The 17,536-nt window shown below is 69.7% G+C and carries 12 protein-coding genes and 2 pseudogenes; 10 read left to right on the top strand and 4 right to left on the bottom strand.

Going from position 1 to position 17,536, the window contains the following annotated elements; all coding sequences use genetic code 11:
- Positions 1–2 precede the first annotated feature (2 nt).
- On the bottom strand, positions 3–1,457 hold the full coding sequence (locus tag ACIRFH_RS30210) for a flavin-containing monooxygenase (protein WP_403527626.1): 1,455 nt from the start codon (positions 1,455–1,457) through the stop codon (positions 3–5).
- Positions 1,458–1,744: 287 nt separating this feature from the next.
- On the opposite strand from ACIRFH_RS30210, the gene ACIRFH_RS30215 reads away from it, so the two are divergent.
- On the top strand, positions 1,745–3,382 hold the full coding sequence (locus tag ACIRFH_RS30215; protein ID WP_403527629.1) for a long-chain fatty acid--CoA ligase: 1,638 nt from the start codon (positions 1,745–1,747) through the stop codon (positions 3,380–3,382).
- Between the two features lie 77 nt (positions 3,383–3,459).
- On the opposite strand, the gene ACIRFH_RS30220 is transcribed toward ACIRFH_RS30215, so the two are convergent.
- Both ACIRFH_RS30220 and ACIRFH_RS30225 read right to left on the bottom strand, forming a co-directional pair.
- The gene (locus ACIRFH_RS30220) at positions 3,460–4,056 is read right to left on the bottom strand and encodes a TetR/AcrR family transcriptional regulator (RefSeq protein WP_403527632.1); all 597 of its coding nucleotides are present in this window, start codon (positions 4,054–4,056) and stop codon (positions 3,460–3,462) included.
- Positions 4,057–4,348: 292 nt separating this feature from the next.
- Positions 4,349–5,698, bottom strand: coding sequence for a diacylglycerol/lipid kinase family protein (locus ACIRFH_RS30225; protein ID WP_403527635.1), 1,350 nt, complete (start codon positions 5,696–5,698; stop codon positions 4,349–4,351).
- Between the two features lie 572 nt (positions 5,699–6,270).
- Here ACIRFH_RS30225 and ACIRFH_RS30230 point away from each other — a divergent pair.
- Positions 6,271–7,659: an NAD(P)/FAD-dependent oxidoreductase gene (locus ACIRFH_RS30230; protein WP_403527638.1), complete on the top strand. Its 1,389-nt coding sequence runs from the start codon at positions 6,271–6,273 to the stop codon at positions 7,657–7,659.
- A 209-nt stretch (positions 7,660–7,868) separates the two neighbouring features.
- Here the strand turns inward: ACIRFH_RS30230 and ACIRFH_RS30235 are convergent, their stop codons facing one another.
- Entirely contained in the window at positions 7,869–9,104 is a 1,236-nt protein-coding gene (locus ACIRFH_RS30235) for a helix-turn-helix domain-containing protein (protein ID WP_403527641.1), read from the bottom strand.
- A gap of 583 nt (positions 9,105–9,687) precedes the next feature.
- Here ACIRFH_RS30235 and ACIRFH_RS30240 point away from each other — a divergent pair.
- The 8 genes and pseudogenes from ACIRFH_RS30240 to ACIRFH_RS30275 form a co-directional block, all read left to right on the top strand.
- Positions 9,688–11,223, top strand: a complete 1,536-nt coding sequence (locus tag ACIRFH_RS30240) for a flavin-containing monooxygenase (protein ID WP_403527644.1) — start codon at positions 9,688–9,690, stop codon at positions 11,221–11,223.
- Positions 11,216–12,151 (top strand): alpha/beta fold hydrolase, encoded by a 936-nt coding sequence (locus ACIRFH_RS30245; RefSeq protein WP_403527647.1) that lies wholly within the window; start codon positions 11,216–11,218, stop codon positions 12,149–12,151. The genes ACIRFH_RS30240 and ACIRFH_RS30245 overlap by 8 nt, the downstream gene beginning before the upstream one ends.
- Positions 12,135–12,290 (top strand): hypothetical protein, encoded by a 156-nt coding sequence (locus tag ACIRFH_RS30250; protein WP_403527649.1) that lies wholly within the window; start codon positions 12,135–12,137, stop codon positions 12,288–12,290. Before ACIRFH_RS30245 ends, ACIRFH_RS30250 begins: the two co-directional genes overlap by 17 nt.
- On the top strand, positions 12,287–12,991 hold the full coding sequence (locus ACIRFH_RS30255) for a transporter (RefSeq protein WP_403527652.1): 705 nt from the start codon (positions 12,287–12,289) through the stop codon (positions 12,989–12,991). Before ACIRFH_RS30250 ends, ACIRFH_RS30255 begins: the two co-directional genes overlap by 4 nt.
- Before the next feature lie 26 nt (positions 12,992–13,017).
- On the top strand, positions 13,018–14,376 hold the full coding sequence (locus tag ACIRFH_RS30260; RefSeq protein WP_403527655.1) for an NAD-dependent succinate-semialdehyde dehydrogenase: 1,359 nt from the start codon (positions 13,018–13,020) through the stop codon (positions 14,374–14,376).
- A gap of 29 nt (positions 14,377–14,405) precedes the next feature.
- On the top strand, positions 14,406–15,521 hold the full coding sequence (locus tag ACIRFH_RS30265) for a Zn-dependent alcohol dehydrogenase (RefSeq protein WP_403527658.1): 1,116 nt from the start codon (positions 14,406–14,408) through the stop codon (positions 15,519–15,521).
- Positions 15,522–15,621: 100 nt separating this feature from the next.
- Positions 15,622–15,921 (top strand): annotated as a pseudogene (locus ACIRFH_RS30270) (aminotransferase class III-fold pyridoxal phosphate-dependent enzyme); the annotation flags it as partial.
- Between the two features lie 149 nt (positions 15,922–16,070).
- Positions 16,071–17,507, top strand: a pseudogene (locus ACIRFH_RS30275) (SpoIIE family protein phosphatase); the annotation flags it as partial.
- Positions 17,508–17,536 lie beyond the last annotated feature (29 nt).

The following is a 17,536-nucleotide window of genomic DNA, read 5'->3' on the forward strand; positions in this document are numbered from 1 at the left end:
CGCTATGAGAAGCGCAGAACACCGTCCTCGAAAGGGGCGCTCAGGAGGTTCTTCAATTGCTCGTGGACCTGGGGATTGACCCACGGCTCGCGGTCGCCCTGGGCCGGCATCTCGTCCATGTGGCGCACGAGGTAGCCCGAGGAGACGTCCTTGAGCCAGGGCTCCCTCTTCATGCCCCTGTCCTCGTCGCGCAGAACGGGCGTCACGACCGTGGCACCCAGTTCGTCCATCCTGCTGAGCAACGAGCTCCAGAACTGGTTGACCAGCTCGAGGCGGAGCGTCCAGGAGGAGTTGAGGTAGCCGAAGGCCATCAGGAGGTTCGGGACCCCGCTGAACGCGACCCCCTTGTACGTGAAGGTCTTCGAGAAGTCGACCGGCTCGCCGTCGATGCTGAACCGGATCTTCCCCAGGGTGACGAGTTGCAGGCCGGTCGCGGTCACGATCACGTCGGCCGGCACCTCCTCGCCGGAGGTCATGCGCAGGCCGTCCTCGGTGAAGGTCTCGATGTGCCCCGTCACCACCTCGGCCCTGCCGTCCCGGATGGCGTGGAAGAGGTCCCCGTTGGGCACCAGGCACAGGCGCTGGTCCCAGGGCTCATAGGCCGGGGTGAAGTGCTTCTCCCGGCAGTCGCGGCCGACGATCTGCTCGATGTCGTCGAAGAGGGGCTTCTTGAAGGCCTCGGGGTCCATGCGGGCGAACTGGTACCTCGCCTGCTGGTCCTGGAGGTTGCGCAGCCGGATCCGCTGGAACGCCTCCTGGCTCCCCACGTCCGCGCGCAGCCGGTTGGCCTGCTCGTCGACATCGGAGTCGATGGCCACGTAGGAAGGCGACCGCTGCACCATCGTGACCTTCGACGCGGTCTGCGCGAGGGCCGGAACGAGGGTGATCGCGGTGGCGCCGGAACCGATGACGCTGACGCGCTTTCCGGTGCAGTCCAGTTCGGCCGGCCACTCCTGCGGATGGACGATCAGTCCGCGGAACGTCTCCTGATTCGGGAACTGCGGCACATGGCCACGGTCGTGATCGTAGTAGCCCGCGGCCATGTAGAGGAAGGAGCAGGAAACGGACGTACGGCCGGCGGGGTCCGCGACCTCCAGGGTCCAGGAGCGGTCGTCATGCGACCAGTCGGCGCCGAGGACCCGGTGTTCGAGGCGGATGTGCGGTCTCAGACCGTATTCGTCGGCGGCCTCGTTCAGGTAGTCGAGGATGGCCTCGCCGGAGGCGATCGACTTCTCGGCGGTCCACGGCTTGAAGCCGTACCCCAACGTGAACATGTCGCTGTCGGACCGGATCCCGGGGTACCGGAACAGGTCCCACGTGCCCCCGATGTCGGCGCGCGCCTCGAGCATCACGAACGACCGTCCGGGATGCTTCGCCTTCAGCTCGACCGCCGCCGCGATACCTGAGAGGCCGGCTCCGACGATCACTACGTCGACGTGCTCGATGGTGCGGTCCATACGTCACTTCCAACCTTGATCACACGATGCGTTTCAGCACGTCGGGCCAGCTCCGCAGCACATGGCCGGGCACCCCGGCCGCCCTTCGACAGGGCATTGCGACGGCCTCGCAAAGTTGAGTAGAGTCACATGACTAGATCTGTTGTCCAAATCATTCGCTCACATTTGGGCCAGCGTCAACCCCAGCCGCGTCGATCTCTTCCTCCTCTTCCTCCGCGGCCGGGAAGGTCCAGCTGCTGCGCACCTCTTGTCGCCGACACGGTGACCTCCCAGCCAAGGAGCAAGGAATGCTGAGCACGATGCAGGACGGGCCGCTGTCACTCGCCAAACTGCTGCGCCACGCGGCCTCCGTGCACGCCGGCGCCACTGTCACGACCTGGACGGGTTCGGCGGCGCGTCACCGTACGTTCGGTGAACTCGGCGCACGCGCCGCGCGGTTGGCGAACGCTCTGCGCGGCCTGGGGGTCAGCGCCTCCGACCGGGTGGCCACGTTCATGTGGAACAACACCGAACACATGGAGGCCTACGCGACGGTCCCCGCCATGGGTGCGGTCCTTCACGCCCTGAACATCCGCCTCTCCCCGGAACAGCTCGTGTTCGTCGCCAACCACGCCGAGGACCGTGTGGTGTTCGTGGACGGGTCGCTCACGTCCGCTTTCGAGGACCTGCTTCCCCGGCTCCGCACCGTGCGCCACGTGATCGTCGTGAACGGTGACGCGGCCGGCCTCCGTGCGCCCCGCGGGGTCGAGGTGCACGGCTACGAGGCGCTCCTCGCGGCGCAGCCCGACGTGTATGACTTCCCGGTCCTGGACGAGCGCTCAGCCGCGGCGATGTGCTACACCTCGGGCACGACCGGGGACCCCAAGGGCGTGGTGTACTCCCACCGTTCGCTCTTCCTGCACGCGATGCACCTGACCACTCCGGCCGCGATGGGGCTGTCGACACGCGACAGGTGCCTGGCGATCGTGCCGATGTTCCATGTCAACGCGTGGAGTCTGCCGTTCGCGTCCATGCTCTCCGGGGCGTCGCTCCTCATGCCCGACCGCTTTCTGCAGCCCGAGCCGCTGCTCGCCATGATGGAGGCGGAGCGGCCGACCCACGCCGCCGCCGTGCCGGCCATCTGGACGGGGCTCGCCGCCCGGCTCGCCGCCCATCCACAGGACATCACCCACCTTCGCGAGGTCTTCGTGGGCGGCTCGGCCATGCCGCCCGCGCTGATGAAGACCTTCGAGGAGGAGCACCGTGTCAAGGTCGTCCACGCCTGGGGGATGACCGAGACGTCGTCCGTGGGCACGGTCGCCCACCCGCCCGCCGACGCGACGGGGGAAGACCTGTGGCGCTACAGGATGAGCCAGGGCAGATTCGCGCCGCTGGTGGAGTTCCGCCTCAAGGGCGACGACGGCGCTCCCGTGCCCCACGACGGCGAGTCGCTCGGAGAGCTGGAGGTGAGGGGCCCCTGGATCACAGGGTCCTACTACAGCCCGAGCGATGAACCGGTCGAAGCCGGATCGTTCGACGACGGATGGCTGCGCACCGGTGACGTCGGCCGGATCAGCCCCGACGGGTTCCTCACCCTCGTCGACCGCGCGAAGGACGTGATCAAGTCCGGCGGCGAATGGATCTCCTCCATCGACATGGAGAACGACATCATGGCGCACCCTTCCGTCGCCGAGGCGGCCGTGTTCGGCGTCCCCGACGAGCGCTGGGACGAACGCCCCTGTGCCGCCGTCGTGTGGAGACCGGGCGAGTCGGCCGATGTCGCGGCCCTGAGAGAACATCTGGCCGGGAACTGGGCCAAGTGGCAGCTCCCGGAACGCTGGGCCGTCGTCGCGGAGATCCCCAGGACCAGCGTGGGGAAGATCGACAAGAAGGTCCTCCGCCGGCAGTACGCCGACGGCCGGCTCTCCTTCGTACCGCTGGACTAGGGCGGCGATCGCCCGGCGGTCGCGCTCTCGACGGTGGTGTTTCCGCGGCCGCTCCCGTGTCCGGAAACGCCGCGCCGTCAGACGGTGTTGCGCTCGCTTTCGTCCAGGAATGCCTTGAGCATCGCGCAGGCGGTCGCCGTGTCCCGCAGCGCGCGTTCCTTGTCCCCGTTCGTGAGCATCTGCAGCGAGAGGCCGTCGACGACGGCCATCCCGACCCTCATCACGGAGTGCAGCTCGTCGTCCGGGAGTGAGGTGTCGGCCCTGCGCAGGTCGGACTCGGACGACTTGAAGAAGCCCTCGTAGAAGCTGACGGAAAGCTCGGGGTCGTAGCGCTCGGCCCACAAGGTGACCTCGATCATGGCCCGCGCGCGGAGGGGGTTCTCCACGGTCCACTGCATGGCCGACGTCATGCGCCGCTCCATGATCCGCCCCAGGCTCGCGTCCTCGCCCTCGGGCGGATCGGCCTCGATGGGCATCTCTCCGGAGAGCTGGGTGAAGACGGCGAGCAGGAGGTTTTCCTTGTTCTGGAAGCAGTAGTGGAGGGAGGCGAGGGGCGCCTTCGCCTCTTCGGCGATCTTCCGTGTGGTGGCCCTGTCGGCGCCCTCGCGAGCGATCACGCGCACAGCCGCCTCGATCAGCTGTTCCCGCCGCGTATCAGCTGACACGTACGCCATCCAGCCCTCCCGGAATTGACTCAGTCATCTGTACTACTTGAACGCTATCACGGCCCTCCTGCCACCGGTTGGGGCGAAAGTGCGAGGTCAGAGCCTCCGGCGGTGATCACGTCCGACGCAGGGACACGCGCTCGGGAAACAGGTACGCGAGCATCGCGAGGACGCACACGTCCGTGACCGTCGTCGCGTCGGAAAAAGAGCGTGGTGGTGCCCACGGCGATGACCGCGCTCGCCGCCGGCCGGCGGCGTCCCGAGCGCCACCTGTCCTGACATCGCGGGGCGGTTGCCCGGCTCACTGCGGCGCGGCCCGTTCCGTGCGGCCGAACGCCAGCTCCATGACGCGCTGCCAGGTGACGGGCGGCGGGATGTCCGCCACCCCCGGGCGGTCGCGCGGCACGAGGACGCGCAGCGCGCCCGGCCGCAGGGTGCAGATCACCGGGGTGGGCATGCGCAGCGCCTCCCCGTCCACCGCGACGGGGATCTCTTCGGCGTCGGCGGCGGTCACCTCGACCCGCGTGGCGCTCAGCACGGTGAGGGCGGGTGACTGCGAGCCCCGGACGGCGAGGCCGGCGGCCTCCGCCGCGTCCTCCACACGGATCCCGAGCACTCCCAGCCGGTTCTCGTCGAGCCGGGGCCGGCGGCCGGCGCCGCTGAGTCCGTCGGGTGAGGTGTACGGGTTGTTGCTGACGAGCAGGGCCTGCTGCGACGAGAGCGGTGTGCCGTCGATGCGCGTGTCGAGCCGTCGCACGCCGTCCCCGAGCAGCAGGTCCGGCATGGCGTCGAACGCGGTGCCCGTCTTGTCGTCCCGGTATTCGGGCCGCTGTACGACGTCGGCGTAGACGCCGAAGGACACGGTGTTGACGAAGGGGCGGCCGGACACGTCCCCGAGGTCGATCCGCAGCTCCTCGCCGTCGGTCAGCGCGTCGAGACAGCGCGAGGGGTCGGATCGGTCGAGCCCGAGGTCCATGGCGAAGTGGTTGCGGGTGCCCGCGCAGACCACGAGGAAGGGCAGACCGTGCTCGGCGGCGACCCCCGCGACCAGAGCCTGGGTGCCGTCGCCGCCCGCGACGCCCAGCAGGTCCGCGCCGTCGGCCACGGCCTGCCGGGCGAGTGCCGCCACGTCGGCCGGGGCCGACGGGTCGAGCAGGATCACCTGCGCGCCCAGTTCCCGGGCGCGCTCGACCAGGCCGAAGCGGCCGACCTTGCCTCCGCCCGACTTCGGGTTCATGATCAGAACAGGCCGCCGGGGCCGTACCGCGGGCACCGCCGGCATCGCACGCTCCGGGCTCGACCTCCGCAACGCCGCCCGCGCGCACGCCAGCGTCACGGCCCAGCACAGGATCAGGACCAGCGCGGTCAGCCAGAGTCCGTCGTACGCGAAGAGCACCAGGACGGCTGCGGGCGCCCCGGCCGCCAGGAGCGCGCCGGCCAGTCGCACGACCCCACGGTGCGCGACGAACCACCACAGGCCCACGGCACAGACGGCGACCCCCAGGAACCCGGCCGCAAGCACCACCAGACCGGCTTCCCCCACGGCCAGGACGAGCACGACCAGCGATCCGATCGCCGCGAGCACGGCCAGACGCGCGCACAGCCGCGCGGCCCCGCCACCGTCGGAGTCCGTCCCACGCGTCCCGCCCATGGCTTCCTCTCCCTGCCCGCCCGACCACGAGCCAGGCCCCGGCCGGTCCGTACAGCCTGCCCGCCCACGCGTGGGAGGGCATCCGGGCAGTGCCACGAGGCTGATACGACCTGGAGCGACGGCCCACAAGGACAGCGGCCCTGCCTGCGGCGGCCTTTCCTCCGGACCCGGCCGCCTGCCACCGGCGTGTGCACCGTGCACCGTCCGCCGGGAAAGCAGGTGCCGGGTGTCCTTCTCATCGCGGCCGTGGCCGGCGACAGTGAGGTACGAGGTGACCGCCACAGGCAAAGTCCAGTCGCACTGAGCACGGTGTCGTGGACGTGTCGTCCCAGCGGCCTCGGTCCGGCCGTAGGAGGGTCGGGGCCACGACCTCTCAGGGCGGAGAGGGAGACACAGAAGACGGAATCCTCTGCTCGCCCTCTTCACACGTCCGGCCGAGGGGACGCCTGTCCCGGTTGATCCGCTGAACGGAAACGGGAACCGGAACGAGGACGTGGGGTGTGCTGCCGAGCACGCCTCGAGGCGAAGCATGAGGCAGGACAGAAACCCCCTCGAAAGGAGATCAGGACAGTATGAGGACCGACGGTACGAAATACACCAACTTCACCGGCTGGATCGACCGGCCGGACGACGTGCGGCCCGCACTGGACGGCGACCTCACCTGTGACATCGCCGTCATCGGCGGCGGCATGGGTGGCATGGCGGCTGCGCTGCGCCTCGCGGAGCGCGACCAGGACGTGGTCCTGCTGGAGGCCGAGTTCTGCGGCTACGGCTCAGCCTCGCGCAACGGCGGTCAGATCGCCGGGGCGCCGGGCGGCGACCTGCGGATGCTCAGCCTCCAGTCCCCGAAGAAGATGCCGATCATGACCAAACTGGCGGAGCACGCGGGCCGCTATGTGGAAGACCTCATGAAGACGCACGACATCGACTGCGACTACGTGGCGAACGGCCTGGTGTGGGGTGCGGTCTCCCCCGTCATGATGCTCAGGGTGCGCACTCAGGCCGCGATCCTGCGCGCCTTCGGTGGGAACGGGACTGTGGGCAGCCGAGAGGAACTCGGCCTGCCCGTCGGCTTCGTGGGCGGTATGCGGGAGTCCATCGGCGGGATGCTGAACCCGGGCAAGCTCGCTCGCGGTGTACGTCGCGCGCTGCTCGCCTCCTCGGCCCAGGTCTTCGAGCAGACACGGGTGAGCGATGTCCGGCGGACAGGCGGCACCGTCGAGCTCACGACACCGCACGGCACCGTGCGGGCCAACAAGGTGGTGCTCGCCACCAGCGTCTACGGCGGCGAGTGGGACATCACGCCCAAGAACCTCGCGACGCCGCTGTACGTCATCGAGATCGAGTCGGAACCCATCGCGCCGGAGCGGCTCGCCGAGCTGGACTGGACCAGTCGGTCCGGCATCATCACCCAGCACCAGTTGATGACCCACTACCGGCTCACCGAGCGCAACACCATCGTCTGCGGGGTCCGCCAGCCGCAGCGAGGCCAGACCTACCCGCTCCCGGACCGGGTGCCGGACCCCCGTGTCGTGCAGGACATGGGGAAGGACCTGGCCAACCGGTTCCCGTCCCTGTCCGACGTGGCCATCGAGCGCGCCTGGGGCGGTTGGATCGGCATCAGCCCGGACTGGCTGTCGATCGCCGGGCAGGTGGGCGACAACGTCTTCTACTCGATGGCCTGCAACGGCCACGGCCTCTGCCAGGTGCCGTACGTGGCCCATCAACTCGCCGACTACATCGTCGACGGTGAGATGTCGGAGGACCTCGCCGGGATCTGGTCGGACGCCTCGAAGTACCCGCCGTCGATGTCGCTGCTGATGCAGCCGTTCGTCCTCCGAGCCGTCTGGGGGCTGGACCGGTTCAACGACATGTTCAACGGCAGCAAGACGCTGGCGCGACGGACGCTCCGTGGTCGCAGGCGGCGGGGACTTTTGAAGGCCGGTTCGGGTGGCGCCTGATCCGTGACGGCACGGCGCCCGCAACGACAGGACCCCGCCGAGTCCCACGAAGCAGCCGTCGCCCTCGCAACCCTCCCGATGTGGTCGTCACATGCGACGACGGGACCTGAGGCGCCGTCCGGGCGCGGACGCGGTCCTGTTCCCCTCCCCCGTGCGCTTCCGGTCTCTTCCCCGGGTCAGAAGCCCGGCCACGGTCGCATGGTGTGAGCTCAGCTCGGAGTGCTCGTCACGATGTCAGGCGCGATGTCCAGCACCAGGAGCGCCGCCGCCACATGGGTCGGATTGTCCTCCACCTTGACGGACGAGAGCTCGTTGGCGCGTGAGACCCGTCGTTCGACGGTGTTGCGGTGCGCGTAGAGGCCGGCGGCCGCCCGGGTGGTGCTGAACCCGCACTGCACATAGGTGAGCAGTGCCTGCCGCAGCGTCGTGTCGGCTTCGGCCAACGGCCCGAGGGTGTTGATGACGAACCGACGTGCGCCGGCCCGGTCCTTCGTGAGCGCGTCGATCAGCTCGACGTCGCCGTAGGCGGTGAACCGCCGGTCGGACCCGAGCCGGATCACCAGCGCCTGCGCCGCGAGGGCGTCCTGATGGCTGGACCGGAATCCGTCGAGTCCGCGTCCCGGTCTTCCCACCGCCGCGCGGACCTCGTCGGTCGTCGCGAGGGCCTTCTCCACATGGTGAAGGTCCGGAACGGCCTCTCCCGAGAGCCAGATCCACCGCGACGTGGCGCTGGCGCGCGCCACCAGGGCGCTCCGGTCGCCGGCTGAGGAGCGCAGGGCGGCGATCGCCTCCTCCAGGGCGCCGGCCCGGTGAGGGCTGTCGGTCCACAGGACGAGACCCATGTGCCATCGCCCCATCCGGTAGCGCAGGCGCCCTTCGGCGAAGTCCTCCGCCATCGGTGCCCCGCCGGCGATCAGCTGGATCATCGCGATCCCCTCGGCATCCGTGTTCCCCATCGCCGCGGAGAGCCCGGCCTGCCGCAGGGCCGCGACGGAGTCGAGGGCGTACTGCACCAGCGACTGCGCCGACACGTCCAGGACCCCCACGAGAAGACCGGGGTCGGCGCAGGTCGCCACGCACTCCTCCAGCCATCGCCGCCAGCCGATCCCCAGGGCCACGCGCCAGGCGCCGGCGAAGTCGGGCGCGATGCCCCGGGAGACGAGATCGTTGATGTACTCCGTGGTCCTCGGGCCGACGTAGGGCTCCACCCGCCGCCCCGGATGCTGGACGTTGGCCGTCAGCCATTGGACGAGGTCGGAGCGGTTGAGTTCGCGGTCCTCCTCGACCAGCGAGGCGTCCGCGAGGAGGGCGGGATCGTTCTGGGCGACGAGAGAGGGCCTCGCGAGGGCGTCGACCATCGCGTCCATGTCCGTCAGCAGGCGCTGGCACAGTGACCTGATCGCCTCCGCGACCTCGCGGGAGGGCGGGGGCCATAGTTCTTCCATGTCTTCAGTGTCCCTCTGCTCTCGGGGAGCCGACGCTCCTTAACATGCGGAGTCACAGACAGATGAACGGCCCGCCGACGGCAGCGCGGTTCCGGGTGAGAAGTTCCGGGAGCTGTTCAGCACCACTGACCGGCGGAAGATTTACCACCCCCTCGGCGGCGCCACAAGGGGTTCGGCGCCGAAGCCCCGCCGATGGGGCGCGCAGGCCGCCCGTGACGCGAATGCCTCAGCCTCGTGTCACGGAGGGGCTCGTCCGGACCGGCCTCTGCTCACCTCCGCGCCGAGGTGTTCGGTGTCGCCGAACACCAGAAGGCAAGCCTGTGTCACCCGGCTTCACCGCCGCGACGGCTGCGGCACAGCCGGCCGTCGCACGCGGGCCGCTCAGACGCACTGCTCCTCGGAGCCGAGCGCGGCCTCGACCGGGGTGGCCGGGGATGTCCGCCGACACCGTACGGGCACGGCGGCGCGAGCGGCTTGTGCACCGTGCACCGGTCTCGGGCGAAGCAGGTGCCCGCTGTCGTTTCGCCCGCGGTCACGGCTGGCGACAGTGAGTCGACCGCCACAGGAACAGCGAGGAAACGCCATGACGACTGAGGTGTTGGACGCCGTCGAGGAGTTCGACGTGGTGATCGTCGGAGCAGGGATCTCCGGGATCGGCGCGGCCACCTATTTCAGCCGAGAGCTGCCCGACAAGTCGCTCGTCGTACTGGAGGCGCGCGACGACATCGGGGGCACTTGGGACCTGTTCCGCTATCCCGGCATCCGCTCGGACTCCGACCTCCACACGTTCGGTTACGAGTTCAAACCGTGGCGCCACGAAGCCGCGATCGCCGACGCTCCCCTCATCAAGGAGTACCTCCAGGAGACGGTCGGGGAGAACGGCCTGGAGCACCTCATCAGGCTCCGCCACCGGGTCGTCCGGTCGGAATGGTCGTCGTCGGACTCGAGGTGGACCCTCACCGTCCGGACGACGGACCCCGCCACGGGAGAGGCCCGGACCAAGACGGTCCGCGCGGGATGGGTCTTCGCCGCCACCGGCTACTACCGGTACGACGAGGGATTCTCCCCGGAGTTCCCGGGGCGGGACGACTTCGAGGGCCGCGTCGTCCATCCGCAGCACTGGCCGGAGGATCTCGACCACAGCGGCAAGAAGGTCGTCGTCATCGGCAGCGGCGCGACCGCGATCACGCTGGTGCCGGCCCTGACCACCGGGGCGGGCGCCGCCCGGCACGTGACGATGCTGCAGCGCACCCCCACCTACATCATGGCGCTCCCCCGCGTCGACAAGGTCGCCCTGGCGCTCACGAAGCTGCTCGGGGAGAAGCGCGGGTACGCCGTGACGCGGTTCAAGAACATCTGGACCGAACACGCCATCGTGAAGGGTCTGCGGACCTTCCCCAAGGCCGGGCGCGCGCTGATCCGGCGCGAGAACATCAAGCGCCTCCCCAAGGGGTTCGACGTCGACAAGCACTTCAACCCGCCGTACGACCCGTGGGACCAGCGGCTGTGCGTGGCGCCGAACGGCGACTTCTTCGACGCGATCAGGGAAGGAAGGGCCTCCGTCGTCACCGACGCCGTGGCGCGGTTCAGCGAGCGCGGCATCGTCCTGGCGTCGGGCGAGGAGCTGGAAGCCGACATCATCGTCACCGCGACGGGGCTGAACCTGCGGCTCTTCGACGGCATGCCCATCGTCGTCGACGGACGCCAGGTCGACATCGCGGACGCGCTCTGCTACCGCGGCATGCTGCTGAGCGGCATCCCGAACTGGGCGATGGCGATCGGCTACACCACCTCGTCGTGGACGCTCAAGGTGAGCCTGATGTGCCGTTACTTCATCGACCTGGTCCGGCACATGGACGCCCGCGGCTACGACACGGTGGTTCCGGTCGCGCCGCCGGGGACGCGGCGCAGGCCCGTCATGGACCTTCAGGCCGGGTACGCCAAGCGCGGCGAGAGGTTCCTGCCCAAGCAGGGCCCCGAGAAGCCCTGGCGGATGGCGATGTCCTACCCCGAGGACGCCAAGGCCCTGCGCGGCCCGGTGGCCGACGACAACCTCCGGTTCGGCACCCGTGAGGCGGCCGTGCCGACGCCCGGCGGGAGGCGAGCCACCCGTGCCTGAGACGAGTGCCGTCGAGAGCGCCGACCAGTACGCGACGCTGCCGTCCGGGATGACGATCTGCTTCCGGGACTTCGGTGACAAGGCCGACCCCGCGATGCTGCTCGTCGCGGGGCTGGGCGAAGACCTCACCTTCTGGACCGACTCGTTCGTCGGCTCCCTCGTCGCCCGCGGCTTCCGGGTCGTCGCGATCGACAACCGTGACGTCGGCCGGTCGACGTTCGTCACCGCACCCCCGCCCGCACTGTGGCGTCAGATCACCGCGCGCCCGCGCGGCGACGCGTACACGCTGGCCGACATGGCCCAGGACGCCGTCGGCGTGCTCGACCATCTCGGGATCTCACGGGTTCACCTCGTGGGGCGGTCGATGGGCGGGATGATCGCGCAGACGATCGCGGCCACCGCGCCCGACCGGGTCCTGTCCCTGACCTCCCTCTACTCCACCACCGGGGCGCGCAAGGTCGGGCAGCCGGCTCTGTCGACGCTGCGTCTCCTCGCCGCCCCGCCGGCCAGGACCAGAACCGAGGCGGTCCGGGCCCACCTGCGGCTCACCCGGCACATCGCCGGAGTGGGCTATCCCGTCGACGACGCCGCCGAGGCGGCCCTGGCGGCCCGTGGATGGGACCGCAGCGCCGGTGATCCGGCAGCCGGCACGGCCCGCCAGATCCAGGCGATCCAGCGCTCCGGAGACCGGACGGCGCAGCTGAGCGCCATCACGGCCCCGACGCTGGTCATCCACGGCGACCGGGACCTGCTGGTGCATCCGAGCGGCGGCGTCGCGACCGTACGGGCGATCCGCTCGGCCCAGCACGTGGTCATTCCCGGCATGGGTCATCACCTTCCCGAGGCCCTCGTCGCCCCTGTCACGATTCGCATCTCGCAGCACGCGAACCGCGTGGGCGAAGGAAGAAACCATGTCCGGAACTCGTGAACCCCGCGGCAGGAGCACCACGGTCGACGTCGTGACCACCGGCGGCACCAGGAACGGCACGGTTCTGACGGGCCGGCGCGGGGCCGAGAGCGTCGTCACCCTCCTGTCCCGTGATGTCCGCGAGGGGGCGTCGCGATGAAGGAAGCGCTGTTCCTGCCGGCCGACCTGTGGATGATCTTCGCCGGCTACTTCTACGGCTGGAGGTTCATCCGCCGGTACGGCAACTACCTCCTGGGCCTCGAGTGGATGGTCGTCGCGACGTCGGGCAGCAACTTCCTGCTCTGGTCGCTGCTCGGAGCCAAGAGCGACAGCGTCCTGTACGACCTGGCGTACTTCTTCGACGCGTTCTCCAGGTCGGTCGGCATCACGCTCATTCTCGTCCTGGGCCTGATGAAGGTCACCCATCGCTACAAGCCGAGCGTCGGCGTCGATGTCGGCGCGTTCGGAGTCGCGATCGTGGCCGGCCTGTTCCTCCGGCAGTTCCACGGCGCGGATCTCCACACCGGCGGCATCGCGTTCTGGGTCGCCGTGTTCTACGTCGTCGTCAATCTCCTCACGGCGGTCTTCCTCGGGTACTTCGCCAAGCGGCTCTGGAACGCGGGCGCGAGGTGGCCGGCGGTCTGGACGGGACTGGTCACGGCCGCAGGGACCACCGTCGCGATCACGTACGACTTCTTCCCCCTGCCGTTCGACGACGCGAACCGCACGATCTTCTACACCGCCGCGCTGGCGACCTGGGGCACCCAGGGATTCGTCTACTTCCGCGCCTACCGCGCGCTGCACGACCACAACGCGGCCTCGGACGCGAACCCGGCCCGCGCGACCGGGGCCCCCGTATGAACCCCGGAAACGAAGAAGGAGTCAGCATGGCGAAGAGGCACGTGTACGCGGTGGTGGACCCCGCCAACGGCAAGCTGGTCAAGGAGTACCCCACCGCGACGGACGAGGCCGTCGACGCGGCACTCGACGCGGCGGCCGGCGCCTACGCGCGCTGGTCGAGGCAGACCTCCGTGGAACAGCGCGCCCAGCTGTTGCACGCCGTCGCCACCCTGCACAGCGAGCGCAGCCAGCAGCTCGCCGAGATCATCCACCGGGAGATGGGCAAGCCGGTGGACGAGGCCGTCGGGGAGGTCGAGTTCAGCGCCTCGATCTACCGGTACTACGCCGAAAACGCGGAGAAGTTCCTTACCGACGAACCGATCGAGCTCCTGGAGGGAGAGGGCGCCGCTTTCATCCGTCGCCAGCCGGTCGGCGTGCTGCTGGGGATCATGCCCTGGAACTATCCGTACTACCAGGTGGCCCGATTCGCCGCGCCCAATCTCGCGCTGGGCAACACCATCGTGCTCAAGCACGCGTCGCAGTGTCCGGAGTCGTCCGCGGCTCTCCAGCAGCTGTTCACGGACGCGGGCTTCCCCCAGGGCTGTTACGTCAACGTCCGCGCCACCGGCGAGCAGATCGGTCGCGCCATCGCGGACCCCCGCGTGCAGGGCGTCTCCTTCACCGGTTCGGAGCGGGCCGGCGCGGAGGTCGCCGAGAAGGCCGGGCACAGCCTCAAGAAGGTGGTGCTCGAACTGGGCGGCTCGGACCCCTTCATCGTGCTGTCGACCGACGACCTCGACGCCACGGTCCAGGCGGCGGTCGAGGCGCGGTTCGAGAACGCCGGTCAGGCGTGCAACGCCGGGAAGCGCTTCATCGTCGCCGATGACGTCTACGACGCCTTCCTCGACAAGTTCACCGAGAAGGTACTCGCGCTGACCGACGGACTGGCGCCGCTCTCCTCGGTCGCCGCCGCCGAGTACGTCGAGGAGCAGGTCGGGCGAGCCGTCGACGAGGGGGCGACCTTCGTCTCCGCACGGCAGCGCGAGGGGGCGTACTTCCCGCCCGGCGTGCTGACGGGCCTCTCCCCGGCGTCGCCGTCGGCCGCCGAGGAGCTCTTCGGTCCCGTCGCGACCGTCTACCGCGTCGCCTCCGAGGACGAGGCCGTCGAGCTGGCGAACGGCACCCCGTACGGGCTGGGTTCCTACGTGTTCACGACGGACGCCGAGCAGGCGCTGCGCGTCGCCGACCGGATCGAGGCAGGCATGGTCTTCATCAACGGCGTCGGCCTCGAAGGCGCGGAACTTCCCTTCGGCGGGGTCAAGCGGTCCGGTTTCGGCCGCGAACTGGGCCGGGCGGGAATCGACGAGTTCGCCAACAAGAAGCTCATCCGCACCGCTCGGACGTGATCACCCCGGAGCACGGAAGGAAACCTTTCATGACGATCGAATTCGACGCCGCCGTCTTCAGGACACCGAACGAACCGCTGACCATCGAGAGAGTGACGATCCCCTCGACGCCTCCGCCCGGCGAGGTGCTCGTGCGGCTCCAGGCGAGCGGGGTGTGCCACAGCGACCTCCACGTCCTCCTGGGCGAATGGGAGGTTCCTTCGCCGATGATTCTGGGCCATGAGGGAGCCGGGATCGTCGAGAGTGTCGGGGAAGGCGTCACGACGCTGAAGGAGGGCGATCACGTCGTGCTGTCCTGGACGCCCTCGTGTCGCCGCTGCCGCTACTGCATCAGCGGCAGGCCCGTCCTCTGCGACATGGTGAGCGAGCACTCGGCGAACCACCTGTCGTTCGACGGCCGGCCCCGAATCACGTCCGCCGGCGGGGACGACATCCTCAGCTTCGCGGGCCTCGGAACGTTCGGCCAGTACACCCTCGTGCCCGAATCGGGCGCGATCGCCATCCGGGACGACGCCCCGTTCCCGCAGTCGGCTCTGATCGGATGCGCCGTCACGACCGGTGTCGGCGCGGCCGTCAACACCGCCAAGGTGCGGCCGAGCGACACCGTGCTGGTCCTCGGCTGCGGCGGCGTCGGCCTGAACGCGATTCAGGGTGCCCGGCTCGCCGGCGCACGGAAGATCATCGCCGCGGACATCTCCGACGAGAAGCTGGAGCAGGCGCGCCTCTTCGGTGCGACCGACCTGATCAACAACGGCCGCGAGGATTTCGCGGACCGGGTGCGACAGCTCACCGACGGACGCGGTGTGGAGATCGCCATCGAGGCCATCGGGCTGCCCCGCACCATCGAGGCGGCCTACGAGGTCCTGGCCCGGGGCGGCACGGCGGTGGTCGCCGGGCAGGTGGCGGACGGCATGCGGGTATCCATCGATCCCTTCGTCATGTCCGATCAGGAACTCTCGCTCATCGGCTCGAACTACGGCTCCAGCAAGCCGGCTTCCGACTTCCCGCTGCTGATCGACCACTACATGAACGACCGCATCGATCTCGACTCCCTGGTGACGAGCGTGATCGGTCTGCAGGACGTCAACGAGGCGTTCGACCAGATGAAGCGCGGCATCGGCATCCGCTCGGTGATCACGTACTGAAAGGCAGGGCGATCTCATGGCCCTGGAATCATCACGCTCGGCCTTCGAGCGAGCCCGCCGCAGCGTCGGCGGGGGTGTGGGGTCGGGCCTGCGCGCCGCGATGCCTCCCCATCCGCTCTTCGTGCGCGAGGCGCGGGGCGCGTGCGTCCGGGACCTGGACGGCGACCGGTACATCGACTACGTGATGGCCTGGGGCCCCCTCGTCCTCGGTCACGGTGACCCCCGCGTGGTGTCCGCGGTGTCCGAGGTCGCGCAGAAGATGCAGGTCGTCGGCACGGGCCACCCGCTCGAGTACCTCGCGGCGGAAGCGGTCCTCGAGGCCGTGCCGCACGGCGAGCGACTGCTGTGGAGCAACACGGGGACCGAAGCGGTGCAGGTGGCGCTGCGCCTCGCGCGAGCCGCCACGGGGCGGCGCCGCGTCCTCAAGTTCGCCAAGAGCTACCACGGCTGGCACGACACCGTGTACGCCGGGATGTCCGAGGACGACTGCGATCGCCCCGCCACCCCCGGTGGGGCGGGGCGGCCGAGAGGTACGCGTGCTGCCCGACCTGTCCGTCTTCGGGAAGGCGATGGCCGGCGGCTTCACCCAGAGCACAGTCGTCGGCAGAGCGGAGCTGGTCGACCAGGCCCCACGGCCGAGTACTGCGCGACCTCGGCCTCCACTCCGTTCTCCTCGTGCCCTTGCACGCCCGCGGGGACACCCTTGGCCTGGTGCAGTTCGTACGCCATCGCACCTCGGTCCCCTTCGACGACGGCGATCTCCTGCTGGCGCAGGAGATCGTCTCCAGGGCGGCGGTGTCCATCGACAACGCCCGCCGATACACCCATGAGAGTTCCACCGCGCTCACCCTCCAGCGGACCCTGCTGCCGCGGCACACGGTGAAAGAGCCGGCCGTCGAAACGGCTTCGCGTTACCTGCCCGCCGGGTCCCGCGCCGGTGTGGGCGGCGACTGGTACGACGTCATCCCCTTGTCCGGGGGCCGCGTCGCGCTGGTCGTCGGCGACGTGGTCGGTCACGGCCTGCGCGCCGCCGCCACCATGGGCCGGCTCCGTACAGCCGTCCGCGCCTTCGCCGACATCGACCTCATGCCCGATGAACTCCTCACCCATCTGGACGACGTGGTCATCCGCATGCAGCGCGAGGAGTCGCCGGCCGAGGGCGAGACCAGCGCCACCTGCCTGTACGCGATCTACGACCCCGTCTCCCGCCGGTGCTCCCTCGCCAGTGCCGGCCATGTCCCACCGACCGTGGTGACCCCCTCGACGGTCGGCGAGGCCACCGGGACCTCCAGGGTGGTCGGGTTGCCGGAGGTACCGATCGGACCGCCCCTCGGCCTGGGCGGGCTCCCTTTCGAGACGACCGAGTTCGAGCTGCCGGAGAACAGCCTGCTGGTCCTGCACACCGATGGGCTGATCGCCGGCCGCACGCGTGACATGGACCTCGGACTCGCCGCGCTGCACGATGTCCTCACCTCGGCGCCGGACTCGCTGGAGGAGATCTGCGACCGGCTGCCGGCCGCACTGCTGCCCGGCCGCCCCGCCGATGACGTCGCCCTGCTCGTCGCCCGGACCCACACCCTCGACCCGGACCACGTCGCCACGATGGACCTCCTGTCCGATCCGGCAGCCGTGTCCGGGGCCCGCCGCTTCGCCTCCGACGTCCTGGCGTCCTGGGAGCTGGAAGATCTTTCCTTCACCACGGAGCTGGTCGTCAGCGAACTGGTGACGAACGCGATCCGCTACGGCAAGAGCCCCATCCAGCTACGACTGATCCTTCGGTCGACGCTCACCTGCGAGGTCTCCGACGCCAGCAGCACCGCCCCGCATCTGCGCCGTGCCCGGACCTTCGACGAAGGCGGCCGCGGCCTGCTCCTCGTGGCCCAGTGCACCGAACGCCGGGGCACGCGACACGGTCGCGAGGGAAAGGTCATCTGGGCCGAGCAGGTCCTCCCCACGGACAGCGCGACGGCCGTCGAAGGAACATAACGCCTGGTACGGGCCGACTTGATCGATCG

Source organism: Streptomyces sp. NPDC093586 (assembly GCF_044764905.1).
GTDB lineage: Bacteria > Actinomycetota > Actinomycetes > Streptomycetales > Streptomycetaceae > Streptomyces.

Bases quoted from the DNA above. Each gene is read 5' to 3' on its own strand.
- ACIRFH_RS30210 (WP_403527626.1), bottom strand. From the start codon at position 1,457: ATGGACCGCACCATCGAGCACGTCGACGTAGTGATCGTCGGAGCCGGC.
- ACIRFH_RS30215 (WP_403527629.1), top strand. From the start codon at position 1,745: ATGCTGAGCACGATGCAGGACGGGCCGCTGTCACTCGCCAAACTGCTG.
- ACIRFH_RS30220 (WP_403527632.1), bottom strand. From the start codon at position 4,056: ATGGCGTACGTGTCAGCTGATACGCGGCGGGAACAGCTGATCGAGGCG.
- ACIRFH_RS30225 (WP_403527635.1), bottom strand. From the start codon at position 5,698: ATGGGCGGGACGCGTGGGACGGACTCCGACGGTGGCGGGGCCGCGCGG.
- ACIRFH_RS30230 (WP_403527638.1), top strand. From the start codon at position 6,271: ATGAGGACCGACGGTACGAAATACACCAACTTCACCGGCTGGATCGAC.
- ACIRFH_RS30235 (WP_403527641.1), bottom strand. From the start codon at position 9,104: ATGGAAGAACTATGGCCCCCGCCCTCCCGCGAGGTCGCGGAGGCGATC.
- ACIRFH_RS30240 (WP_403527644.1), top strand. From the start codon at position 9,688: ATGACGACTGAGGTGTTGGACGCCGTCGAGGAGTTCGACGTGGTGATC.
- ACIRFH_RS30250 (WP_403527649.1), top strand. From the start codon at position 12,135: ATGTCCGGAACTCGTGAACCCCGCGGCAGGAGCACCACGGTCGACGTC.
- ACIRFH_RS30255 (WP_403527652.1), top strand. From the start codon at position 12,287: ATGAAGGAAGCGCTGTTCCTGCCGGCCGACCTGTGGATGATCTTCGCC.
- ACIRFH_RS30260 (WP_403527655.1), top strand. From the start codon at position 13,018: ATGGCGAAGAGGCACGTGTACGCGGTGGTGGACCCCGCCAACGGCAAG.
- ACIRFH_RS30265 (WP_403527658.1), top strand. From the start codon at position 14,406: ATGACGATCGAATTCGACGCCGCCGTCTTCAGGACACCGAACGAACCG.